Origin of the sequence: Lysinibacillus sp. FSL M8-0134 (assembly GCF_038069745.1) — a bacterium.
Taxonomy (GTDB): Bacteria; Bacillota; Bacilli; order Bacillales_A; family Planococcaceae; genus Lysinibacillus; species Lysinibacillus irui.
In genome coordinates this window covers 1585486-1607514 of sequence record NZ_JBBPAJ010000001.1, presented here as the reverse complement: position 1 = coordinate 1607514, position 22029 = coordinate 1585486, and the positions used below count along the sequence as shown (strand labels likewise).

General features: G+C 38.0%; 28 protein-coding genes and 1 riboswitch. Of the genes, 12 read left to right on the top strand and 16 right to left on the bottom strand.

The window, feature by feature from the left end; translation table 11 throughout:
- Nucleotides 1-202 precede the first annotated feature (202 nt).
- Nucleotides 203-403: a cold-shock protein gene (locus MKY49_RS07900; protein ID WP_004269397.1), complete on the top strand. Its 201-nt coding sequence runs from the start codon at nt 203-205 to the stop codon at nt 401-403.
- A 411-nt stretch (nt 404-814) separates the two neighbouring features.
- Here the strand turns inward: MKY49_RS07900 and MKY49_RS07895 are convergent, their stop codons facing one another.
- Nucleotides 815-1600, bottom strand: coding sequence for a VOC family protein (locus MKY49_RS07895; protein WP_341385910.1), 786 nt, complete (start codon nt 1598-1600; stop codon nt 815-817).
- A gap of 157 nt (nt 1601-1757) precedes the next feature.
- Here MKY49_RS07895 and MKY49_RS07890 point away from each other — a divergent pair, with 157 nt between their 5' ends.
- Nucleotides 1758-2243, top strand: a complete 486-nt coding sequence (locus tag MKY49_RS07890) for a flavin reductase family protein (protein WP_274796565.1) — start codon at nt 1758-1760, stop codon at nt 2241-2243.
- Between the two features lie 90 nt (nt 2244-2333).
- Here the strand turns inward: MKY49_RS07890 and MKY49_RS07885 are convergent, their stop codons facing one another.
- The 5 genes from MKY49_RS07885 to MKY49_RS07865 form a co-directional block, all read right to left on the bottom strand.
- On the bottom strand, nt 2334-2489 hold the full coding sequence (locus MKY49_RS07885; protein ID WP_004269393.1) for a YezD family protein: 156 nt from the start codon (nt 2487-2489) through the stop codon (nt 2334-2336).
- Nucleotides 2490-2558: 69 nt separating this feature from the next.
- Nucleotides 2559-2655, bottom strand: a riboswitch (SAM riboswitch).
- 170 nt (nt 2656-2825) lie between these two features.
- Complete coding sequence (locus MKY49_RS07880) at nt 2826-3920, bottom strand: DUF418 domain-containing protein (protein WP_341385909.1); 1095 nt, start codon at nt 3918-3920, stop codon at nt 2826-2828.
- Nucleotides 3913-4506: a TetR/AcrR family transcriptional regulator gene (locus MKY49_RS07875; RefSeq protein WP_313470645.1), complete on the bottom strand. Its 594-nt coding sequence runs from the start codon at nt 4504-4506 to the stop codon at nt 3913-3915. Before MKY49_RS07875 ends, MKY49_RS07880 begins: the two co-directional genes overlap by 8 nt.
- Before the next feature lie 105 nt (nt 4507-4611).
- Nucleotides 4612-5286 (bottom strand): phosphopantothenoylcysteine decarboxylase domain-containing protein, encoded by a 675-nt coding sequence (locus MKY49_RS07870; protein ID WP_274796562.1) that lies wholly within the window; start codon nt 5284-5286, stop codon nt 4612-4614.
- A 68-nt stretch (nt 5287-5354) separates the two neighbouring features.
- Nucleotides 5355-6239, bottom strand: a complete 885-nt coding sequence (locus tag MKY49_RS07865; protein ID WP_274796561.1) for a LysR family transcriptional regulator — start codon at nt 6237-6239, stop codon at nt 5355-5357.
- Between the two features lie 134 nt (nt 6240-6373).
- Between MKY49_RS07865 and MKY49_RS07860 the strand changes: the two genes are divergently transcribed.
- Nucleotides 6374-7273, top strand: coding sequence for a DMT family transporter (locus MKY49_RS07860; RefSeq protein WP_274796560.1), 900 nt, complete (start codon nt 6374-6376; stop codon nt 7271-7273).
- A gap of 205 nt (nt 7274-7478) precedes the next feature.
- Here the strand turns inward: MKY49_RS07860 and MKY49_RS07855 are convergent, their stop codons facing one another.
- Both MKY49_RS07855 and MKY49_RS07850 read right to left on the bottom strand, forming a co-directional pair.
- Complete coding sequence (locus tag MKY49_RS07855; RefSeq protein ID WP_274796559.1) at nt 7479-7916, bottom strand: general stress protein; 438 nt, start codon at nt 7914-7916, stop codon at nt 7479-7481.
- Nucleotides 7917-8107: 191 nt separating this feature from the next.
- The gene (locus tag MKY49_RS07850; RefSeq protein WP_274796558.1) at nt 8108-8548 is read right to left on the bottom strand and encodes a Dps family protein; all 441 of its coding nucleotides are present in this window, start codon (nt 8546-8548) and stop codon (nt 8108-8110) included.
- A 219-nt stretch (nt 8549-8767) separates the two neighbouring features.
- Between MKY49_RS07850 and pepF the strand changes: the two genes are divergently transcribed.
- Both pepF and MKY49_RS07840 read left to right on the top strand, forming a co-directional pair.
- Complete coding sequence (pepF, locus tag MKY49_RS07845) at nt 8768-10585, top strand: oligoendopeptidase F (protein WP_274796556.1); 1818 nt, start codon at nt 8768-8770, stop codon at nt 10583-10585.
- Between the two features lie 226 nt (nt 10586-10811).
- Nucleotides 10812-11795: an SEC-C domain-containing protein gene (locus MKY49_RS07840; protein WP_322605701.1), complete on the top strand. Its 984-nt coding sequence runs from the start codon at nt 10812-10814 to the stop codon at nt 11793-11795.
- A 72-nt stretch (nt 11796-11867) separates the two neighbouring features.
- On the opposite strand, the gene MKY49_RS07835 is transcribed toward MKY49_RS07840, so the two are convergent.
- Entirely contained in the window at nt 11868-12059 is a 192-nt protein-coding gene (locus MKY49_RS07835; protein WP_274796554.1) for a zinc-finger domain-containing protein, read from the bottom strand.
- Nucleotides 12060-12219: 160 nt separating this feature from the next.
- Here MKY49_RS07835 and MKY49_RS07830 point away from each other — a divergent pair, with 160 nt between their 5' ends.
- From MKY49_RS07830 to MKY49_RS07805, 6 genes are all read left to right on the top strand, one after another.
- The gene (locus tag MKY49_RS07830) at nt 12220-12612 is read left to right on the top strand and encodes a ribonuclease HI family protein (protein ID WP_274796553.1); all 393 of its coding nucleotides are present in this window, start codon (nt 12220-12222) and stop codon (nt 12610-12612) included.
- A 243-nt stretch (nt 12613-12855) separates the two neighbouring features.
- Complete coding sequence (locus MKY49_RS07825; RefSeq protein ID WP_341385908.1) at nt 12856-13653, top strand: amino acid ABC transporter substrate-binding protein; 798 nt, start codon at nt 12856-12858, stop codon at nt 13651-13653.
- Nucleotides 13654-13720: 67 nt separating this feature from the next.
- Nucleotides 13721-14377, top strand: coding sequence for an amino acid ABC transporter permease (locus tag MKY49_RS07820; protein WP_274796551.1), 657 nt, complete (start codon nt 13721-13723; stop codon nt 14375-14377).
- A gap of 11 nt (nt 14378-14388) precedes the next feature.
- Nucleotides 14389-15135: an amino acid ABC transporter ATP-binding protein gene (locus MKY49_RS07815; protein WP_341385907.1), complete on the top strand. Its 747-nt coding sequence runs from the start codon at nt 14389-14391 to the stop codon at nt 15133-15135.
- Nucleotides 15136-15386: 251 nt separating this feature from the next.
- Nucleotides 15387-15575, top strand: coding sequence for a hypothetical protein (locus MKY49_RS07810; RefSeq protein ID WP_274796548.1), 189 nt, complete (start codon nt 15387-15389; stop codon nt 15573-15575).
- A gap of 306 nt (nt 15576-15881) precedes the next feature.
- On the top strand, nt 15882-16499 hold the full coding sequence (locus tag MKY49_RS07805) for a C40 family peptidase (protein WP_341385906.1): 618 nt from the start codon (nt 15882-15884) through the stop codon (nt 16497-16499).
- Between the two features lie 304 nt (nt 16500-16803).
- Here MKY49_RS07805 and MKY49_RS07800 read toward each other — a convergent pair whose 3' ends face one another.
- Together MKY49_RS07800 and MKY49_RS07795 are read right to left on the bottom strand one after the other, a co-directional pair.
- Nucleotides 16804-17994, bottom strand: coding sequence for an MFS transporter (locus MKY49_RS07800; protein WP_313471437.1), 1191 nt, complete (start codon nt 17992-17994; stop codon nt 16804-16806).
- Between the two features lie 5 nt (nt 17995-17999).
- On the bottom strand, nt 18000-18398 hold the full coding sequence (locus MKY49_RS07795; RefSeq protein WP_274796544.1) for a MarR family winged helix-turn-helix transcriptional regulator: 399 nt from the start codon (nt 18396-18398) through the stop codon (nt 18000-18002).
- A gap of 155 nt (nt 18399-18553) precedes the next feature.
- Between MKY49_RS07795 and MKY49_RS07790 the strand changes: the two genes are divergently transcribed.
- Complete coding sequence (locus MKY49_RS07790) at nt 18554-19108, top strand: DJ-1/PfpI family protein (RefSeq protein ID WP_274796542.1); 555 nt, start codon at nt 18554-18556, stop codon at nt 19106-19108.
- A 34-nt stretch (nt 19109-19142) separates the two neighbouring features.
- Here the strand turns inward: MKY49_RS07790 and MKY49_RS07785 are convergent, their stop codons facing one another.
- From MKY49_RS07785 to MKY49_RS07765, 5 genes are all read right to left on the bottom strand, one after another.
- Nucleotides 19143-19469, bottom strand: a complete 327-nt coding sequence (locus MKY49_RS07785) for a DUF3889 domain-containing protein (protein ID WP_312507114.1) — start codon at nt 19467-19469, stop codon at nt 19143-19145.
- Between the two features lie 76 nt (nt 19470-19545).
- Nucleotides 19546-19677, bottom strand: a complete 132-nt coding sequence (locus MKY49_RS07780; RefSeq protein ID WP_274796540.1) for a hypothetical protein — start codon at nt 19675-19677, stop codon at nt 19546-19548.
- 14 nt (nt 19678-19691) lie between these two features.
- Nucleotides 19692-19916 (bottom strand): hypothetical protein, encoded by a 225-nt coding sequence (locus MKY49_RS07775; protein ID WP_274796539.1) that lies wholly within the window; start codon nt 19914-19916, stop codon nt 19692-19694.
- Nucleotides 19917-20042: 126 nt separating this feature from the next.
- Nucleotides 20043-20879: a type II pantothenate kinase gene (gene coaW / locus MKY49_RS07770; protein WP_341385905.1), complete on the bottom strand. Its 837-nt coding sequence runs from the start codon at nt 20877-20879 to the stop codon at nt 20043-20045.
- Nucleotides 20880-21284: 405 nt separating this feature from the next.
- Nucleotides 21285-22019, bottom strand: coding sequence for an SDR family NAD(P)-dependent oxidoreductase (locus tag MKY49_RS07765; protein WP_274796537.1), 735 nt, complete (start codon nt 22017-22019; stop codon nt 21285-21287).
- Between the last annotated feature and the right edge of the window lie 10 nt (nt 22020-22029).

Genomic DNA, 22029 nt, shown 5'->3' with positions numbered 1-22029 from the left:
CTTTCTATGTTGTTCATTTCCATTATAGTCTTAATTGTGAAAAAAAAGAAAGCCAGATATGCAAGCATTTCGACAATCAATTGACATCTTTGTTCAATTCATGTATGTTCTAAGAGAAAATGCAATTTTTTCACATTTTCTCAATGAGAGCACAACTTATTTAACTTTATTTTACATTCAAGCGCATTGGAGGCGAATGCTTATGCAACAGGGGATCGTAAAGTGGTTCAATAATGAAAAGGGTTATGGCTTTATTGAATGTGATGATGGAGAAGATGTATTTGTACATTTTACGGGCATCCAGGAGGAAGGCTTCCGTACACTTGAAGAAGGTCAAAAGGTATCATTTGATGTGGTAGAGGGTAATCGTGGACCTCAAGCATCAAATGTTGTGAAATTATAACGGTAATGGACTATTAGCTTAGTTCCAAATGGACAGCGGAGCAGGAATGAAATATTCCTTCATCCGCTTTTTTTATTACCAATGGTGGCCCTTTGCAAATTTGATACTAAGTATGTGAAGCATATAGCATGACAAAAGGGAATTACACTTGAAATAATTTCAAAAAAGCTCTAAGAAAACTGCGGAACGAAGGGCGGCACTCCTGCGGGAAAAGCGGAAAAGTCGAGATCCTGGACTGAGCGAAGCGAGGGAAGCAGCTCGACCTCACCCGCGGAAAGCGTCCGTCCATTGTGGAAATCAATAGCTTAGCTTTATTTCATTGTAAAAGAAAAAAGACTGTAGGCAAACTCAAAATTCATCGAGTTTGTCTACAGTCTGAATCCACTTCAGCATATGAAGTGGATCTTGTAATTATCGATTAATCCAATAAAAAGCGCCAGGACATACTAATGTTTCCTTTGTTCGATGAGGATCTTTTAATGTCACACCAAATGGCCCTTCTTTTATATGACCAAGTGTCATAGCTACTGCAACCTCTTCCTCATAAAAATCCAATCGCATATTCGGGAGCTGTAACGAGATGAACTGCTCATGTTGCACAGGCTCTGGTAGCTGCAATACCTCCTGCCATAAACGAACTGTTCTCTGTAAATCCTTGACATACAATTGGATTGATTCCATTGTAATCGCTTGTTTTGTATCAATAGCACCGCTTGTCACTAATTGTGACAGACGTTCCTCATCTTCCTCTGCCCATTCAATTAAAAATGGAAAATCAATGAGAAGATCTGGTTTGCCAAAATGGAGAAGCTTCCACTTCACAATAGTGCCATCAGGTCTTGTTCGACTGCAAGCATCCGGCCCATATACATCATAACCTAATGCTCGTAAGCGTTGACCCTCTTCCTCAATTTTTTGGGTACGCAAGGCAATTCGTGAAAATCCTTGGCGCTCTTGATCACGTTTAAACGTATAATGTAAGGAATATGGGTATTGTGCTGCCTGCTCAAATAAATCACGATCATAGATAGCAATTTGTTCAATATAGCTTAAGCCAAAGTAGCTTAACGTATTATAAGTCCCCCACATCGTGTGCTGCCCACCATTCACTGTGTGGACATTTCGTTTATTGAAGAAAACCTTTATATTTTCTGGTGATTCCACTTGGTGAACCAGGTGATCAAAATATAAAGTCATGGCAATTCCCCTTTCTTTCCCCATTACCTTTACCTGTATGTTTAATTGGTTTAAAATTTACTCAAGAAAAGGAGTTACTAGTAGGATATGAAAAAAAAGTTCATTTTACCTACTTACTCCGTGAACTAATTTATATTAATAAAGAGGTGATATTTGAATGACAGATCAAGTAGCTGCTTTTAAATTGGCATTAGGTAATTACCCTACAGGCGTTACAGTTGTCACAACAAGTCATGAAACAAAACCTATAGGCTTAACCGTCAATTCCTTTGCATCTGTTTCAATCGACCCGCTCCTTATTTTGTGGTCACTCGATAAAAATTCTCAGCTTCATTCTTATTTTACGAATGCTTCTCATTTCGCGGTCAATATTTTAGCAAGCGACCAAGAACATTTATGTACACTATTTGCCAGTAAAATCCCTGATCGTTTTGCACAGGCACAGTGGTCCACTTCATCTTTAGGTCTACCGATTTTACATGATACAGCAGCTATTTTACAATGTAAAACGTTTCAGCAAATAGATGCTGGCGACCATACCATTTTTATTGGGCATGTGCAAGACATTACAAACGGGCAAAAAGAACCGTTACTATACCATCGCCGTCATATTGGGCAAATACCAAAAAGCTTTTATAGTTAATTTTTTAGACAAAAAAAGGGCCACTTGTAAGCAAAGGAAATCCTTCATGCTTATTGGTGGCCTTTTGACATCGTTCAACTGAAATCAATGTTATTTTTTCTGCGGAAATCTCTGTTTTTCAAGCCTATTAATTTGCACAATAACACCATCTTGGATCGTAATATGCACTTCACCAAATTCAAGATTTTGAATTGCCTTGGCAATTGCCTCTAATTTTTTATCATCTACCTTTACTGATTGAGCCATACGATACACCCCTTCTTTTTCATTCTTGTTGTACAAAAGAGGCCAACGCATCAAACTGATTGATAGCCCCTCCTATCTCTCAGATACCATCTGTTGGATTTGGCACCTAACTTTTCGGTTGCCGAGGCTTCGTTGGGCCAAGTCCCTCCACCTCTCTTGATAAGAGTACTGCGTTTCTTGACAATAATTCTATAATTCTACTATACGAATGTCAATATAAAATATTAGAAAACCTAGCTGAATACTTTGTAATATCAATCTTCTACATTTGTATGAGTCGATATAAATGTATTTTATGCCAAATCAGTAGTAAATAGATGACTACTCTCAAACTTTTTAATTGGACCATTTTCTCAAAATGAGTTCAAGTGGACCTCGTTGATGGATAGTCCTCCACCATATCGAAAAAAACACACAGCCTAAAAAATAACAACATGCATAGAGCATTGAAAAAACGACTGTTAGATTATTCGATAAATCGAAAACTTCTAACACAGTGATGCCAATAAAGACATGGCCAACATAGTGTGTTAAGGACAATTGACCCGTTTTAATGATTGCTTCTATTACTTTATTTTTGAAAGTTTCTACAAAATACATACAACCTACTATTATCACAATAGCCGAAGCCGAATTTGATAGAACATACATTATATTTGGTGGAATCGGTCCTGTATCAAATAAATACAACGCACTATCATGATCTAAGAAATATTTTGTCGAGAAGTGAATAATCACCTTTGAAAAAATTTCTATAATCACTCCTAACAAGATACCTACCGTAACTAATTTCTTTCTTAATGCCCTATTGGTTAAATCTAAGGTACCTACAATCATCCCAATGAGAAAAAAAGATATCCATGGAAAAACGGGATGGTAGCCATTAAACAGTAAATTTCTCATAAAACCTTCTACCGTCCAAAAATCTATATACTCTAATAAAATATATTTTGGATGCCACCCAACTAGATAATTGAATTGGATTTGTAGCCATTGGGAAACGATTATCACCGCACTAATTGTAAAAAGCATGGTTTTCTTTGAAGTTGCTATCAACAAAGCTGCAAGAAACATATAAACACCGTAATAATGTAAAATATCTCCCGTCCATCCGACCACATATAAAACCATCCCAACAACAAACAAAAAAAGAGCTCGCTTCCATAAAGTTAACTTACTTTGGCGAATAAGAATTGGGTCCTTTGCTTCCCTTGCTTTCCGCGTCATCAGCGCAGTCCCTATTCCTGCTAGAATGACAAATAGTGCAGAGGCGCGCCCCTCAAAAAGACTTTGCAATTGAATGAGCCATTGTGAACCATTGGCAGTTGAACCTGAAATAACGCCAAAGTTTACAATAAACATACCTAACATTGCTAATGCTCTTGCAAAATCTAAGCCCTCAATACGACGATGACCAAGTTGCTTATTCATCTTTTCCCCCTTGAATGACGCTATGTACTGCCTCCCTCCAAATAGCCTTATAGTTCAATTGACTACCAGTTAACATAAAATTGCCAATATTATCATAGAGCATGGCTAACATGTGGGCTTTCGCTTCTATGTTGGCATTTTCATCTAGCACCTCTAGTTGCACTGCGTATTGTAAAATATCATAAAATCTTGCTAAATAATCTGATTGAAGCTCTAATAACTGTTGCATGTAGTGGTCGTCGCGAGCGGCTAATAACAAATACTGACTAAATATTTTATTAAAATAAGGATCTTTGTCCTGTTCATCAATTGACTTATAGCCAATCTTCAGTAATTTCTCAATGAAATTGCTTGGAGATAGCTCCTTGTAATCAACAACGATATCATATTGAATTTCTTTATAAAGTTCCTCAAACAAAAAAGAAATTAATTGATCCTTTGATTGAAAATAGTAATAAATAGCTGGTTTTGATATGCCGACCTCTGCTGCAATCATAGCTAAGCTCGTTTTCTCAAATCCTTTTTCTGCAAACATCACATAGGCAACTTCTAAAATTTTTTGAAAGGTTTGTTCTCTATTTCCCATAAGGGCCTCCTTTTTTTACCGACCGTTAAGTAAATAATATACGAAGATCCAATTTTTCACAACAAAAAAACTGTGCAGAAGTAAACCCTCTCCACAGTTCTCCTTTTAATCCCCCTGTAAACAGTCCATTAGAGCTTGAGCTGTCTGTTGCTTACCCATCACCTTGATCGGCTGCCCTTCAGCAGGCACAATCCAATGAGGCTCGTCCCCACCATATAAAGATTGTGAGCTGTTAGCTACCATAAATTGTGCATTGGCTGTTTCCATGCGTAGTTTTGCACGAGCAAGCAAAAATTCCTCATCATTCGTCGCTTCCAGCTTAAAGCCTACTAACGTTACATTTGGTTGCCAGCCTTTGATTTGACCTAAAACTTTTGGTGCCTTTTTAAAATGAATAATCGGTGGTTCGTCAGAAGGCATTTTGCCCGCTTCCTCCATTAAATTCCCTGATTGATCATACACTTTGTCTATGACCCAATCGGAGCCAGCAGCAGCCATAATGACGATATCGACTTGTTGTTGTTGGACAGCATGACGAACTTTTTCTCCTAAATCCTCAATGCCTTCAAATTTAACCAATGTCATTTTATCTTCGTTTTCTGGGAGCTGGGCAAAGTAACCATGCATGTATATGACAGTCGCACCAGCAGCCAGTGCTGCCTCTGCTAAATAACAGCCCATTGTCCCCTTCGATAAATTCGTGTGCCCTCGTACACGATCCCATTTTTCAAGTGTTCCCCCACTTGTAATGAGTACGGTTTTGCCTAGTAATGTCCCCATACACTCACCTAGTTTCTAAAATATATACAAATACTATTTTAACGTAATGGTACGATTTGCTTCAATAGCTACGATGGAAGGGAGCTGTTTTGCTCTTTTAACCATGCACTTAATATTTCAGCAAATTTCTTTGTCACGGGTGAAGCATGGTGTTTCATGGCAATACCAATCGTTCGGTAGCCACCTTGCTTTAATGGAATCGCTTTCAATGTTGGCGGTAAATTTTGAATGACCAACTGGGGTAAAATACTAATCCCTAAATGGTGTGAAATCATAGATAGAATTCCTACTTCCTCAGAAAGCTCAAAGCGTATATTGGGCTTTACATGATATTGTTCTAACAGCACTTTTACATCATTTGTCCCTTTGTAAGAAGTCATGATAAAAGGCATATCCTCTAGGTCCACAATATCAATTTCTGTCTTATGAAATAATGGACTTTTATGAGAAACAATACATAATAAAGGGTCTTGCTGTAATTCCATAAATTGATACTGTTCCGACTTTTGCCCATTCAGGAATCCTGCCTCGACTTCACCACTTAGAAGCCATTGTTCAATTTCGTAATAATCCCCTTCACGTAACTCCACTTGTATCCCAGGAAATTGATGATCCATAATCTGAATAATTTCAGGCATCCAATTCGAAGAAATACTTGAAATAACACCAATACGTACCTTACCTCGTGTAACGCCGAGAATATGCGCTGCTTCCTGCTGCAATAACTCCTGTGCGTCCAAGACCTGTCGCATCGCCCTAAGCATTGTCTGTCCTTCACTTGTTAGTGTGACACCTACACGACTACGGTGAATAAGGGCAAAGCCAAATTCTTTTTCTAAACTCGATACGGCATGACTCACTGCAGACTGTGTTAACCCTAGTGCATCCGCTGCTTTTGTAAAACTTGCTACTTCTGCTACCTTTGTTAAAATCTCATATTTTACTAAGCTCATTCGCCATCCCTCTATGTACATGAAATTTTTTAATCCTATTCATTATAAACATTCGTTTTACTAATCACAATACAAGATATATAGTAATTTTTAGTATAAAAACTGTTTTAGTACACAGATGGTAGGTGAACATAATGAGTATCCAAGGAAAAGCAAATGTATTGATGGTTATTGTCACAATGTTTTGGGGACTATCTTATACCTTTATGGTCATGGGGCTTGAAACATTGGCAGTTTATAATGTGGTGGCATTACGTTGTATCATCGCATTCTTCGTAGCAGGACTTATTTTTTATAAACGGATGATCAAGGTAAATGGTAAAACATTAAAATATGCGGCTATTCAAGGATTTTTATTATTCATTGTGTTCGCGTTAAGTTTATTTGGTCTACAGTCTACCTCCGCTTCAAATGCTGGCTTTATTTTAAGCCTAACTGTTGTATTAGTGCCGATTTTCAGTAGTTTCATTGAAAAAAAATTACCATCGAGAGCGGTTAGCTTTGCCGTTATTTGCACGATGATTGGTATTACAGTATTAACAGCACATGGCTCGTTCACCTTTCAAAAGGGTGACCTATTAGTAGCAATTGCAGCATTATGTTATTCAATTTATTTACTTTTAAATAGCTCCTTTACACGAAATGTCGAATCGATTTCATATGGTATTTACCAACTAGGTTTCGCTGGACTTTATGCACTAATTTTAACATTCATATTAGAAACACCAACGTTGCCAGATTCAACGACATCTTGGATTGCGATTTTAGGTCTTGGAATCATTTGTAGTGCGTTCTGTTTTGTCGGCCAAACTGTTGCACAACAGTACACATCTGCTACACATACAGGTCTCATTTTTTCTTTAGAGCCTATTTTTGCAGCCATGTTCGCCATGATGTTTATTGGTGAGGGCCTAACGATGAAATTAGTCATTGGTGGTAGCTTTATTCTAATCGGTAATTTAGTTGCCCAATTAGAGCATTTTCACGTATTGCGTTATATCAAAAAGGATGCACAAGAAAAAGTTATACAATAGAAAGAGTGGTCCCCGTGATCACTCTTTTTTCTTTGGAGAACATTCAGCTATTTTTGCTCACAACCGCTAGTATGTAAGGAAAGTGGATAGTAGCTCATCAGCTCCCTTGAAAGAAAGCAGGCGAATGGAAATCAACGCCTCTTTTCGTTCTTTTTTCTACAACAAAAAAACAGAGTGATCAATTGAAATCACTCTGTTTTTCACTTTATAAAAATCTTCTATATTGCTCGGCCTCGATCATACGCTCTTGATTTCTTAAGCGCTCCTCTTGTTCAGCAGCTGTCTCTGGATGTGTTTGTAGTGTATCCAGATCATCATCATGTTCCGCATACAAGACAATACTCCCTTGCTCAACAAGATGCGAATAATAAGCGATTTGTCCCTCGGATAGATTAAATCGTTTTAAGCCCTCTGTAACAGCTGAGTCACCTGTAAACCAAGATTTGAATTGGTCTACCCAATTACCCGCTTCATGCGTTTGGACATCAGCGTCCCATTTTACGTCCTCAAACTGTTGCGGATCTTTCGCAATAATATGGATATCCTCTTGTTGGTAACCTTCTAACCGCATACTTTCTAAAATGTGAAGCATTTCATTTCTCGTATGGGCCACCTCAATTTTTGGGTTTTGTTCATTCATCATGTTCAATTCCTCCTAATTTATATGGCTTACTAGGTAAATACCCGTACAGAACACAAACAAACACGTTTTACCAAACTGTAATAATTGTTATGATGCTTTAAACCCTGTTATTTATTTGTCATGTGGTGGCTCAAAACAAAAAAAGCATGCTGGAGAGTAATTCTCCAACATGCTCTTTCTTACTACGTTATTTATTTGTCTAGGAAGGCTTTTAACATCCAAGTATGCTTTTCAAGGGATTGATACATCGCATTAAGTAAATCCTCTGTACGATCGTCCCCTTCTTCAGCGGCTAGCTCCATAGCGGAATTTAATGCTTTCATTAGCTTTTGGAAATCCGAAATTGTCGTTGCTACCATTTCCTCTGTTGTCTCATTTCCTGTCGCTTCCTCCACATAGGATAGCTCTAGATGTTCTTTTAATGTTGCCACAGGCTTGCCATCCTTTGAAAGAATACGTTCTGCTATTTCATCTAAATTCAGCGTTGTTTCATTATACAATTCTTCAAATTTTGCATGCAGTGTAAAGAACGCGTGCCCTTTAACATACCAATGATAATTGTGCAGCTTCGTATAAAGGACAGACCATGTAGCCACTAGCTTATTTAATTGTTTGTTTAAGTTTTGTGTCATAATGTATTTCTCCTCCAATGTGTCAATTGTTCTAGCCCTTAGTATGCGTTACAACTTATGTTGGCTATACACACATTGTTCCCGCCCGACAATATTTCAAACATTCTTCATAAGAATTGACCTTCCGCAAGAATATTTCAACTATTCTATTAAATTATTTCACTTTCCGAAATAGTTTCGTTATAATGAAATCACTTACATGTAAAGGGGTGTTCATAAATGGAAGTTTTACCATTAAGAAAAGATGTTGCAGTAGAAGAAACATGGGATTTAACAGATTTACTAAAAAATGATGCTGATTTTGAACCTACTTTAGCGCAACTGGTTGACGATGCACTTCACTTTGAGCAGCAGTATAAAGGTACCATTACAGATGCACAAAAAGTAATTGACGTGTTATCTGCTTTTGAAGAGCTACAAAAGAGGTTTGTTCCGATTGGCACATATGCAAGCTTAAGCCTCGAAACAGATCGTACAAATGATGTAGCACAAATGCGTGCTGCGAAATTTAGTACTGCTATCGGGAAAGTCAGCAGTGCCCTATCGTTCGTACGCTCAGAATTACTGGCGTTGGATGAAGCAATTTTACAGGAAGCAGCTGCATCAAGCCCTCTTTACAAACGTTATCTAGAGGAACTGTTAAAGCATAAACCTCACCAGCTTCATCCAGAGGTCGAAAAAGCACTTGCAGCATTTAGTGCCACATTTGATGCTCCATACGAAACATACAATACGACAAAATTAGTGGATATGAACTTTGGCGAATTTGAAGCAAATGGCGAAAAACATCCACTAAGTTTTGTCTTATACGAAAATGACTGGGAATTTGAAGCCAATACAGATTTACGCCGTGCTGCCTTTAAGGCCTTTTCAAGTAAGCTCCGTGATTACCAGCATACAACAGCACAAGTGTATAACACGCATATTCAACAAGAAAAAACAATGGCTGACCTGCGAGGCTTTGACTCTGTCATTGATTATTTACTATTTGACCAAGATGTGGACCGTTCACTTTATAATCGTCAAATCGATTTGATTACGAAAGAGCTTGCTCCGCATATGCGTCGTTATGCCACATTAATTCAAAAAGCCAGTGGCATCGACCATATGACCTTTGCGGATTTAAAAATTGCGCTTGATCCAGATTATGACCCAAAATTATCAATGGCTGAGGCCAAAGAATATGTTGATAAAGCATTAGCAGTGATGGGTGATGATTATAATCAATTAATGGATAGAGCCTTTAATGAGCGCTGGATTGACTATGCGCCCAACAAAGGAAAATCAACAGGAGCATTCTGTTCAAGTCCGTATGGTAGCCACCCCTATATTTTAATGTCATGGAATGAACGCATGAACGAAGTCTTTACGCTTGTTCATGAGCTAGGGCATGCTGGCCATTTCGCAAATACGTATGAACACCAATCTTATCTTAACAGCCGACCTTCCCTTTATTTTATTGAAGCACCGTCGACTATGAATGAAATGCTGTTAGCCAATTATTTACTCACACATAATGATGATCTACGCTTTAAGCGCTGGGTGATTTCAAACATTGTTTCAAAAACGTATTATCATAACTTTGTTACACATTTACTAGAAGCCGCATATCAACGTAAAGTGTATGAATTAGTGGATGCTGGTGAAGCTGTCAATGCAACCATTTTAAATAACTTAAAACGCTCAGTTTTAGAAGACTTCTGGGGTGACACAGTCGATATTACTGAAGGTGCTGAACTTACATGGATGCGTCAGCCTCACTATTATATGGGCCTTTACCCATACACATATAGTGCTGGTTTAACGATATCTACACAAGTATCTCAACGTATTTTAAAAGAGGGAGATACAGCAGTCCAAGAATGGCTAGCTGTGTTACAGGCCGGTGGAACAAAATCTCCCGTAGAGTTGGCACAAATGGCAGGTGTTGATATCACAACAGACCAACCGCTTCGTGATACCATTGCCTATATTGGTCATTTAATTGATGAGCTTGAACGCCTCACACTAGAAATAGAAGCGGTACAACAGCAATAGATTCAATAGAAAACGATACTGCGCTTTAAAAGTGCAGATCGTTTTCTTTTTTAGTTCTAAGTAGAAAAATCCATACATATACTAGAATCAGGGCGTCCCTCTACATTTTTTAGATATTTCAAAATAGACAATCATTTTTCTTCATACAAAAGTACCGTTATTATTAATAGTACGCAAATTATTTAGCAATATACGATTAACAATGATTAAAGGAAGTGTTCTAATTATGGTAAAACGTAATGATCCATGCCCATGCGGTAGCGGCAAAAAATATAAAAAATGTTGTGAAGGCAAACAGCAAGTAACAGTGGAAACAGTACAAATCGAAGAACTAGAGCGTGTGCTACAAACATTTTACTTAGAATATCCTGATCGTAAAGATGTTCGTGCTTATATCGAGCATGTGGGCACATGGCAGCCTAAATTAGAGAGCGTTTTACAGCGTGAGCTGATTGAAGCTATCGCGTTAGACGACTTTTTCTTCCATCAAGAGCCATCTATTTGGAAAAGCTACTTAAAGAAAACAAAGAAAAAGGCTGTAAGACCTTCTACAGTTAAAGTACTTGAAAACTGGTCTCAGCCGACTTTATTTATCGGTACAGTATCTGTTGTTGAAGAAAAATATTTCAAAGCTAATCATTCCCTTACAAATGAAGAGCTATATATTCGTCGTGAAAATGACAAACCAATTCCTGAAGGTATGCATGTATTTGCCTTTATCTTACCAGACGGAACAAATAAATCGACACATTATTTAGCTGTGTCTACATTGATTTTCTTCCCTGAAGATCATGCGAAAGTATTTGAAGAATTCAAGAAAAAATTTGAAGCATCAGACAAGAAGGTTGGTACATTCTTAAAAGAAGAGCATCTTGCCTTCTGGGAGTTACTTGTATCCAATGGCTATAAAGGTGAGGAATTCACAAACTTTGAGAGCAATGTCCTAACACAAGTGAAGGACTTCTTAGAGCAAAATGATCGTGAAACAGCACCGATACTTGAGCTATTAGAGGACTATCTAATTGAAGGTCAACCAACTGCACGCAAAGAAGCAGCTATTGCAGCTGGTGCCATTCGCTATGGTCAGGAAAAGGAGCTGTTCGAGTCCCTTTCGATGACAGTTAAAGAAATCGCCGCGACATTTGATATTTCTGCTTCTTCTCTGACAAAGTATTACCAAGATTTAAGCAGCTATGCTGAAACGAAATAAACGTACAATTAAAGAAGCTACATGTTTAGCGTATTGCTAAAACATGTAGCTTTTTCTAATGTGCATGTAATCTTATTTACTATAAACTTTCAGAAGCTCTTCTCCTAAAAACTGTAGCTTTTCTCCAACTGAACAGGCCTCAATACAGAAACGATGAGCCCCTGGTTTACCACGTTCTTTACGCAATTGCTTGATGACTAAGCAATCCGCACAATACGTATCATGCAGTTCGTCAATATCCTTCATAACCGTCACTTTATCCATGTTGAACTCTCGCTCCTTCCACGTCCAAAATTCACTTCCTACTATTATGAAGCGTTCGATTTGAACAAGCAACTATTTTGTTTGTTCCATTTTTTACGGGCAATGATTCCCCTCCTTGTTGTACAATTAGAGGGAAGACACATTGCAAAGTAGGGATGTTATGTTAGAAGTTTATATCGATGCTGCCAGTGCAGGAAATCCTGGTCCAAGTGGTATTGGACTTTTTATTAAAGGGGAAGGCCATCATATCCAAATTAGTGAATATATCGGTGAAACGAACAACCATATCGCCGAATTTACAGCATTAGTACGCGGACTTGAAGAAGCGCAAAAACTAGGCTCTTCCCTTGTATCCGTACGCTCCGATTCCAAAATTGTAGTTGCTTCTATGGAAAAAGAATATGTCAAAAATGAGGAATTTAAACCTTATTTAGAAAAAGCTTTAGCACTCTCCACAAACTTTGATTTATTCTTTATCAAATGGGTGCCTGATTCACAAAACAAAGCAGCTGATGCATTAGCACGAAAAGCGATCCAAAGCAAAAATAGCTAACACCATTTCAGGGGACTGTCCTTCATGATCAGTCCCCTTTTCTTTTTCCCGTTTACTCAAATAATTACTATCCCCCAATTCACGTTTTTTATGAATGTCAACTTTTTTATAAAAAATGCTAGAACATGCAGCTAATTTTCTGATTAATCCAAAACGATATTGACATTGATTAAACACGGTGATATCCTTTAACACATTAGTAGTTTAGCAAGTGAAAGTGATAGATTATAGGGGGAAACACGAATGAAACGTATAATAACTTTATTCATGATGCTAACAGCAGTCATTGTTTTAGCAGCATGTGGTTCATCGAAAGATAACAAAGCAGGAAAAGACGAAACAACTGCTGATCAAGAAAAGATTATTATTGGTATTGACGATAAATTTGCACCTATGGGCTTCCGAGATGATAAAAATGACATCGTTGGGTTCGATATTGATTTAGCACGAGCAGCGGCTGATCATATGGGTGTCGAAGCAGAATTCCAACCAATCGATTGGAAAACAAAAGAGGCTGAATTACTCAGTGGACGTATTGATTTAATTTGGAACGGTTATACCATTACAGATGAGCGCAAAGAAAAAGTATTATTTACAAAGCCTTATCTCGAAAACGCTCAAGTTGTTATGACAAAAGCAGATTTAAAGATTTCTAAACTAAGTGATCTAGCTGGACAAGAAGTCGGAATTCAATCCCTTTCTTCTGCATCCGATGCATTAAACGGTCACCCAATTCACAAAGAAGTAAAACAAATTACAGAGTTTGCAGATAACGTTTTAGCTTTATCCGATTTAAAAACAGGCCGTATTGATGCCGTTGTCATTGATGCTGTTGTTGCAGAATATTACATGACACAGGAGCCTGATACATTCAAATTATTAGAGGAATCACTGGCACCTGAACAATACGGAATTGGTGTGAAGCCAGGCAATGAAGCATTGTTGGAAAAACTACAGGCCGCATTAGACAAAATGAATGAGGACGGTACGTCAGCTGACATTTCAACAAAATGGTTTGGTGAAGATAAAGTATTAAAGTAAGGACATGATACAACATCTGTAAGAGTTTCCTTAGTGAAACTCTTACTCTTTTTGGAGGGACATCGTTATGGCGGATTACTGGCAAACTATGATATGGCCGATGCTAGAAGGTGCGAAAATGACGGTTTTACTGTTTATTATCGCTATTGTGGTATCGATTCCATTAGGCTTTTTACTAACTCTTGCGGTAAAAAGTCGCATTAAACCACTCGCATGGCTTGCACATACGTATATATATATCATGCGTGGTACACCACTTTTACTACAATTATTATTAATTTGTTTCGGTTTACCTATGCTACCAGTAATCGGTGAATATTTAGTGCTCGATCGATTTGTAGCCGCTTGTCTCGGCTTTATTTTAAATTATGCTGCCTACTTCGCAGAAATATTCCGTGGTGGTCTACTAGCTATTGATAAAGGACAATATGAGGCAGCACAGGTACTCGGCTTATCTAAATGGCACACAACAACACGTGTCATTTTGCCACAAATGTTCCGCGTTGCTTTACCAGCTTTATCCAACGAATCAGTTACACTCATAAAGGATACAGCCCTGCTCTATGCAGTAGCAGTTCCAGAATTACTGCATTTTGCACAAACCGCCGTGAATCGTGATTTCACAATTATGCCTTTCTTTATCGCTGGCGCTATTTACTTAGTTATGACTCTTGTCTTAACAATGTTCTTTAAAGGGCTAGAAAAACGCTTTAAATTTGAATAGAGGTGACACAAATGGCATTGATGGAAGTAACAAACTTGAAAAAATCCTTCGATCAGGTGGAGGTTTTAAAACAAATTACATTTACAGTTGAGAAAAACGATGTCATTGCTGTCATTGGTCCATCGGGATCTGGGAAAAGCACAATGCTTCGGAGCTTAATTTATTTGGAAGAAATTGAGGGAGGGAGTATTTTAGTTGATGGTGATTATCTTGTGCGAAATGGAAAATATGCTAAACCACAGGACATTAAAACGATAACAGCTAAAATGGGCATGGTCTTTCAACACTTTAACCTATTCCCCCATCTAACAGTTCAGCAAAATCTCGAAATGGCCCCGCGCTTATTAAAAACTGAGTCGTCTGAAGCCATTACGAGCCGTTGTCTAGATTTGCTGAAAAAAATTGGGCTTTCCGACAAAGCAAACGCCTACCCTGCCAATCTTTCCGGTGGTCAAAAACAACGTGTTGCAATTGCCCGTGCCTTGATGTTGAATCCTGAATTACTATTATTTGATGAACCAACTTCTGCCTTAGATCCTGAACTAACGGGCGAAGTCTTAAAAGTCATGAAAAGCTTGGCAGAAGACCAAATGACAATGATTGTCGTCACTCATGAAATGGGCTTTGCCAAAGAAGTAGCCAACAAGGTTGTCTTTATGGATGGTGGAGACATTATCGAAACCGGTCACCCAGACAACTTCTTTACCAACCCACAAAACGACCGCACAAAAGCGTTTTTACAGAAGAATCTTCATTAAATTGAATGGAGAGCTTGTATATGCAGCTCTCCTTTTCTCTCACTATTAACATTCCGCTATCTAGGTTATTGGTCTAAGAATACATTTTGTTATGTAAGTCCAAACGAATTAAATTTTACACTATTTGAAAAACACCATATACCCATGTTATAATTCTTAGTGAAGAAGTATATAAATTTAATAAGACCATTCGGTGTGTCAGCACCAAATGGCCTTTGTAACAAGATGAATCGCTTCAAAGGCGATTTGCAATGAGAAAAGAAGTAAACCTACTCACAGCTTGCGAGGCCGGGGCGGTTTACTTTTTTTGTGTAAAAGTAAATGACAATGCAATGACCGAAACTATAAGTGTTGAGAAACTTATAGAAACCATTATTGCTTCAAAAATAGTCATTGGCATCAACTCCTTTCTCTTCAATAAGTTGAATGAGATAGGTTAAAATTGTGCCAACCGCCCATGAAACCTCTATCTAGTTACCTCTCTATTATACCATATTTGACCACCAATTCCCTTTTCATACCAACAAAAATGTTCCATCTGATGATAGCATATTTTTCAAATTGCCAAGATAGAACATACATGCAATTGGTAATTCTACCCTACGAATGCCCTAGAGAATTAGAAAAAAACAGTACCTCACTCTAAAAACGACTCCACATTGTTATTTAATTGACATCCACCTGTAATACTACAATGTTATAATCAAATTCGTATCAAATTGTAACTTTATAGGAGGAATTAAAGCATGAAGAGCAATAAAAAGTATAGATGGGGCATGAAGTTAGCGGCATTGGCATTAAGCTCATCCGTACTTTTTTCAACAGTAGAATCAGCATCAGCTGCAACCTATACCGTTCAGTCCGGCGATTCTTTATGGAAGATTGCCACGCAACACGGTATTTCCTATCAAACATTAATGAACGCCAACCATTTATCGTCTTCCACGATTTATGTTGGACAAAAGTTGACAATCAATAAACAACTATCCTCAGTATCGAACACGACATCCAAGCTACTACAGGTAGCTAAACAGCAACTCGGTGTTAAATATACTTTCGGTGGAGCAAAGCCAAGTACAGGCTTTGACTGTTCTGGATATATTACCTATGTCTTTAATCAGGCTGGTATTTCAACTCCACGCAAAACCGCTGCCGGTTTTTATCAGACAGCTAAAAAAGTAAGTACCCCTCAAATCGGAGATATCGTGTTTTTTGCAAATACATATAAGGCAGGCATCTCACACGCAGGTATTTATATTGGTAATAATCAAATGATTAATGCGAGTAATAGTGGTGTGAGTGTAGCCAACATTAATAGCACGTATTGGAAGAAGCATTTCGTAGGATATGGACGTTTGAAATAATAAAAAGTCAAAATTTTAGCAAAGGTTGTACAGTTAAAATAAATGTGCCCACTCTTCTAGAATAATTGACATTTGTGCTGCATGTTGATTGGAGTGGAGCCAGCGCCACTCCTAGGGGAATAGCGTCACAGATGAGACCCTGGAGCGAACGCAAGTGAGTGAAGCGGCTCATCGGACGCGCCCTGGAAAGGACGCTGGCGGAACGGAAATCAACCCCTCGCCTCGCTAAACGTTCTTTTACTGCTAGTAACATTTCTTATTGCAACAACATGAAAAAACAGTTGGGACTCCCCCAACTGTTTTTTTATAGATTGATCACTTTTTTTGGTTTTATTTTAGCTAAACGGATTAAATAAATAATAAAGACAACGCCAAGTAAGCATGCGCCTGATAAATAGACAGATGCATAGCCTGCTTGTACGGCTACCATTCCTAAAATATACGAGCCTAGGGCAATACCAAGGTCAAACATTGTAAAGTAAGTAGCGGTTGCGTATCCACTACGCTGAATAGCTGTTGATTGCACGGCTAATGCCTGCAAGCTTGTCGTCACAGAGCCGTAGCCAAAGCCTACAAAAATGGCTGCACATAAAAATAACACGGGACCTTCTACAAATGCGAGCATGACCAGTCCGATGGCAAAAGAAATGATACCTGGAATAATCACAAATTGCGGTCCCTTTGTATCATAGAGTTTTCCTGTAAATGGTCGTGTAATAAGCATGGCTGCCGCAAACACAGCATAAAAGAGACTAGCTACAGCCATTAAATCCTTTTGCTGTGCATAGACCGATAAAAAAGATAAGACACTTGCATAAGAAAATGCCACTAAGCTAGCAATTGCTGCTACCGGGAGTGCCTTCCGTTCAAATAGATCATTAAATTTAAAGGTTAATTTCCCTTCATGGTCAGGTTTCGGTAAATCATCGGTATTGACCGTTAATGCTAAAATACCTCCTGCTAAAATACAAATACTCATGACAATGAATAATACATTAAACGTGCTGTATTGTATTAATAGTAAGCCAATAAATGGCCCTATTACGACAGCTAGATTTGTAGACATTGTAAAATAGCCTAAGCCTGCACCTTTTCGTTTAGCGGGAACAATATCTGCTGCTAATGACCCTGCAGCTGTAGTAATAATACTAAAGAAAATCCCTTGAATAAAGCGAAGACCTAGTAAAAGTCCAAATGGATGTACGAATAAATATAAGACAGTACAAATAAAATAGCCCACGATCGATAGGACTAGCAATTTCTTCTTACCAAATACATCTAGTAGTTTCCCTGAAAACGGACGTACAATAATGGCTGATAATAAAAAGCCTGACAATAATAGTCCCGCTTCCTTATCTGTCTGATGGAGCTCACCTATGGCATAAAGTGGCAAAGTCGTTACCAGTCCATAAAAAACAAAAAATACCGAGATATTTGTTAAAAAGAGACTGATGAAGCGCTTCGTCCATATTTGTGTATTTTCTTCTTGCTGCATGTTAATCAACCTTTCATTTTTTCCAGTAACTTAATAAATTGTTGCTGTTCCTCGGCAGTTAGTGAGCCCACCATTTCTTCCTCAAATGCTAAAATGGTTGCTGTGATTGCTGGTAAACGTTCCACAGCTTGTGCAGTTAAGGTTACAATTTTTTCTCGCTTATCCACTCCATCTAATCGTTGGACCCAGCCTAACGCCTCAAGTCGTGTAATAGCTCTTGTGATACTTGGCGCTTCTACATTTAAATATTTCCAAATTTGCGTTAACGTCATAGGGCCGTTTTTATGTAGGCAATATAAAATAGTCCATTGTGAGCTATATAATTGATGCTGCTTCAACACTTCATTTAAGCAGTTGGTTAAATACCGGCTTTTTTGGAATAAAGCATGGAATATGGGATTCATGATTCTACCTCCTAAAAAATTATTTACCTAGCTAAATAAATACTATACGCTTCCTTTTTTTCTTTGTAAAGTCTGTCATTTCGAAAGGTTAGCAGGAAATTTTTTGCATGTGTCGAATAAAGCTAGTAGATTCACTATGTAAAGGAGATGGAATGATGGGGAAAAAAGTTTTAATATTAGCAGGAGATGCAGTAGAGGCTTTAGAGGTTTTTTATCCTTATTATCGTTGTCTAGAAGCAGGCTATGATGTCACAATTGCAGCACCTTCAGCAAAAAAATTACAAACTGTATTACACGATTTCGTCGAAGGCGTCGATACATACATCGAGCGTCCTGCCTATGGTTTAGAGGCACATACTTCTTTTGCAGATGTTGATCCAACACAATTTGATGGACTCATACTTCCAGGTGGGCGTGCGCCAGAATATATTCGCTTAAATGAGCATGTGCCAGCATTAGTGAGCCACTTCTTTGAAACGAACAAACCGATTGCAGCAGTTTGTCACGCAGCACAAATTTTCGCGACCATTCCTGAAGTGTTAAAAGGACGAGAGCTTACTGCCTATATTGCCTGCAAGCCAGAGGTGCAAGTAGCAGGAGCAACTTATATTGATGCCAACCTCCATACAGATGGCAATTTAGTAAGTGGGCATGCATGGCCAGATTTACCAGGATTAATGCGTGAGTTTATTCATAAGCTAGAAGGATAAAGTACAAGGATGCCTAAAATTAGGCATCCTCTTTTTATGAAGAACTTTCTTGAAATTCAATTTTCTCCACTTCTTGCGTTGCGGTTAAATAGCTAATTTTTACATGGACACCAAATTCCTTGTCAGGTTGCTTGAGCCAAAGCTTAAATTTCTCAATTGTTGACAATCCATGTACTTCTTTGCCTTCATGCAAATAATCTACAATTTGGGCAGTAGGATATTTCGACTTTACTTCTTTGATGGCTAGTTGTCCCCATTTTGCATAGGCAGGCACTTCTTGTTGTGCATGTGCAGTCGACATAGGAAGCGGTAGAGAATGACTTACAAAAAGAAGTCCAAGCATGACAATAAATTTTTTCACTTCCATCTCTCCTTACTGTATGAAGAGGCTAATAATGCAAAAAATAAGTGCTCCAAATGATTTGGAGCAACTTGATTTATTGTTTTGGCTGTTGAGGATTATTATGAATGACTTGGTTAAATTCTGCTGAATATTCCTCACGATCATTCTTTTTATGTGTATCTTCCTTCTTTTTCTTTTTAAAGCTTGTTTTACTCTTTTTTGCCATGTTCCATACCCCCGCTATTTTGTTTTATTAGACTGTTGGTTTTTATCATGATTCGTTTTATTATCTTTATTTTTGGCCTTCGCATCAAATTCTGCTGCAAACTCTTCGTTCAAGTTGTCATTCGGATTGTTATTATTGCTATTACTGCGATCGAGGTCTTTGCTTTTGTAGGTACCAAATGGATTATGCGTTCTCATATTCATTGTTTTACTGTTGTTTCGATTATTACGCTTGCCCACGTAACTTCACCTCCTACATGTAATTTGTTCAGCTAGAGACGTTTTAATGTAGGTAAGTTTCTTCGCTAATTGTAAAAAAAATGAACATGACTAATCTACGTTAGTCATGTTCATTCTCATCTGTCTCTAGACAATTGTATATTCCGTTATATTAAGCAATGCTCCGACTGCTCCTGAAAAGCCATGATCGTTAATAAAGACAGGTGTATGTTTCTTTGTGCGTGTATAATTGGCAATTACTCGGGCAAGATGATCATTATTACTAAGTGTTGAACCAATATAAACAATATGCTGAACATTTTTCTCTTCTGCATATTGAATACTGAGTGTTGTGATGACTTCACCAACAAGTCCCTGTACGGTCGCAATAATATCTTCAGCGGGATGCTTCATTGACTGAGTTATACCCACTTTTCCAAAATTACTAGCAGTTAAATGACCATCAATTGGTGTATCCATCCCTTGATATATATCCTTCACCAATAAATCAATACTTTCACGATTGCCATTGTCAGCCATTTCTCGTATTTCATTATAATCTGTAATGCCTGTTGTAAGCGCTGACAAACCTATTAATGTCCCACCACCAACGCCTGTCCCTCCAACGCGAATATGGGTATTGTCTTCCATGTAATGAATGGAGGTACCTGTTCCAATATTCGTAATCATACTACGCTCAAAAAAGTACCCTTCTTTATTTAATAAAAATCGGACACCCTTTAATGTTGCTTCAAATTCCACTATATAATGAATCGATTTCATTGTTTTAATGACATCAAGTAATTGTTCTGTACGTCCCCCCGTAACACCAATATCCTCAATATCTGGATGATCAATAATCCAAGATTTCACAGATTGCAAATCATTAGACGGAAAGGTTGTTAAAACAAGTTCATTGTTTTGATCTAAATAGGCAACCTTCGTTAATGTGCCACCTGCATCAATACCTATAGCCTTTGGCATACAATTCTCCTTTGTGTTTATTACGTAACTTCCTATGACGGTTTACGCGATGATTCAGGCAATTACGACCATAATGCCTCTTTGGTGTCATGGATTTTGCAAGGAGTTTTTTGTGCCAAAATCCTGACCAATACATTCGTTCATTCAAAAGCTAAATGCTTAGTACAATCCCCCAAAATCGTGTTATGACATTTTCGCCCTTTCTAAACTTTAACGCTGTTGAAATGATTGTGCAATAACTTCGTAAACTTTCATGAAAAAATCACGAAAAATATCAAAATATTTCTAATGGACAGCTGTTTTTTGACGAATTTCTATAGCTTTATCATCATTCTACTAGAAAAACAAAAAAAGTGAAAATGCACTGCTTGAGCAGGCATTTCCACTTTCATCATACATGTTTTATTAACGAGCTGAATAACCACCATCAATAACAAGCTCCGCACCTGTGATATAAGAAGCCTCATCTGATGCTAAAAATAAGATAGCATTCGCCACTTCTTCAGGTTGACCTAAACGACCCATTGGTGTTGCTCTTACTAGCATGTCCATCGCTTCTTTTGCTTCTGATAATTTAGCCGTCATTGGTGTCTCAATAACGCCTGGGAAAACAGTATTGACACGAACATTGAACGCACCTAGTTCTGACGCAGCTGCACGAGCAATAGCACGTAAAGATCCTTTAGAAGCTGTGTAAGCATTGAATCCTGCGCCTATAATCGCTGTGTAAGACGATGTATTTACAATGGAGCCTTTTCCCGCTTCCTTCATATAATTAGAAGCATGTTTAATACCGAGGAATGGACCAAAAGCGTTGATATTATGCATAAGTGACCAATCGGATTGTGTAATTTGATCGGGTCCCTTTTCAGATGAAATACCAGCATTGTTAATTAAAATATCAATACGACCATATTTGTCGACAATCGCTTTTGTTACTTCTGCCCAGTTTTCGTCAGAAGAAACATCTAATTTCATTCCCTCTACATTGTCTACCTCAGAAATTTTTGCTAGGTTTTCTTCATTAATATCAGCTGCAATTACTGTAGCGCCCTCTTGTGCAAACAATTTAGCCATCGCTGCGCCCATACCAGAAGCTCCACCAGTAATCATAGCAATTTTATTATTTAAACGTCCCATTTCTTTCAAC

Coding starts and splice junctions, on each gene's coding strand:
- MKY49_RS07815 (WP_341385907.1), top strand. CDS start 14,389: ATGGCATTGATGGAAGTAACAAACTTGAAAAAATCCTTCGATCAGGTG.
- MKY49_RS07825 (WP_341385908.1), top strand. CDS start 12,856: ATGAAACGTATAATAACTTTATTCATGATGCTAACAGCAGTCATTGTT.
- MKY49_RS07800 (WP_313471437.1), bottom strand. CDS start 17,994: ATGCAGCAAGAAGAAAATACACAAATATGGACGAAGCGCTTCATCAGT.
- MKY49_RS07795 (WP_274796544.1), bottom strand. CDS start 18,398: ATGAATCCCATATTCCATGCTTTATTCCAAAAAAGCCGGTATTTAACC.
- MKY49_RS07865 (WP_274796561.1), bottom strand. CDS start 6,239: ATGAGCTTAGTAAAATATGAGATTTTAACAAAGGTAGCAGAAGTAGCA.
- MKY49_RS07860 (WP_274796560.1), top strand. CDS start 6,374: ATGAGTATCCAAGGAAAAGCAAATGTATTGATGGTTATTGTCACAATG.
- MKY49_RS07880 (WP_341385909.1), bottom strand. CDS start 3,920: ATGAATAAGCAACTTGGTCATCGTCGTATTGAGGGCTTAGATTTTGCA.
- MKY49_RS07805 (WP_341385906.1), top strand. CDS start 15,882: ATGAAGAGCAATAAAAAGTATAGATGGGGCATGAAGTTAGCGGCATTG.
- MKY49_RS07875 (WP_313470645.1), bottom strand. CDS start 4,506: ATGGGAAATAGAGAACAAACCTTTCAAAAAATTTTAGAAGTTGCCTAT.
- pepF (WP_274796556.1), top strand. CDS start 8,768: ATGGAAGTTTTACCATTAAGAAAAGATGTTGCAGTAGAAGAAACATGG.
- MKY49_RS07885 (WP_004269393.1), bottom strand. CDS start 2,489: ATGGCTCAATCAGTAAAGGTAGATGATAAAAAATTAGAGGCAATTGCC.
- MKY49_RS07890 (WP_274796565.1), top strand. CDS start 1,758: ATGACAGATCAAGTAGCTGCTTTTAAATTGGCATTAGGTAATTACCCT.
- MKY49_RS07870 (WP_274796562.1), bottom strand. CDS start 5,286: ATGGGGACATTACTAGGCAAAACCGTACTCATTACAAGTGGGGGAACA.
- MKY49_RS07820 (WP_274796551.1), top strand. CDS start 13,721: ATGGCGGATTACTGGCAAACTATGATATGGCCGATGCTAGAAGGTGCG.
- MKY49_RS07850 (WP_274796558.1), bottom strand. CDS start 8,548: ATGACACAAAACTTAAACAAACAATTAAATAAGCTAGTGGCTACATGG.
- MKY49_RS07790 (WP_274796542.1), top strand. CDS start 18,554: ATGGGGAAAAAAGTTTTAATATTAGCAGGAGATGCAGTAGAGGCTTTA.
- MKY49_RS07835 (WP_274796554.1), bottom strand. CDS start 12,059: ATGGATAAAGTGACGGTTATGAAGGATATTGACGAACTGCATGATACG.
- MKY49_RS07780 (WP_274796540.1), bottom strand. CDS start 19,677: ATGGCAAAAAAGAGTAAAACAAGCTTTAAAAAGAAAAAGAAGGAAGAT.
- coaW (WP_341385905.1), bottom strand. CDS start 20,879: ATGCCAAAGGCTATAGGTATTGATGCAGGTGGCACATTAACGAAGGTT.
- MKY49_RS07840 (WP_322605701.1), top strand. CDS start 10,812: ATGGTAAAACGTAATGATCCATGCCCATGCGGTAGCGGCAAAAAATAT.
- MKY49_RS07765 (WP_274796537.1), bottom strand. CDS start 22,019: ATGGGACGTTTAAATAATAAAATTGCTATGATTACTGGTGGAGCTTCT.
- MKY49_RS07855 (WP_274796559.1), bottom strand. CDS start 7,916: ATGATGAATGAACAAAACCCAAAAATTGAGGTGGCCCATACGAGAAAT.
- MKY49_RS07830 (WP_274796553.1), top strand. CDS start 12,220: ATGTTAGAAGTTTATATCGATGCTGCCAGTGCAGGAAATCCTGGTCCA.
- MKY49_RS07810 (WP_274796548.1), top strand. CDS start 15,387: ATGAGAAAAGAAGTAAACCTACTCACAGCTTGCGAGGCCGGGGCGGTT.
- MKY49_RS07900 (WP_004269397.1), top strand. CDS start 203: ATGCAACAGGGGATCGTAAAGTGGTTCAATAATGAAAAGGGTTATGGC.
- MKY49_RS07895 (WP_341385910.1), bottom strand. CDS start 1,600: ATGACTTTATATTTTGATCACCTGGTTCACCAAGTGGAATCACCAGAA.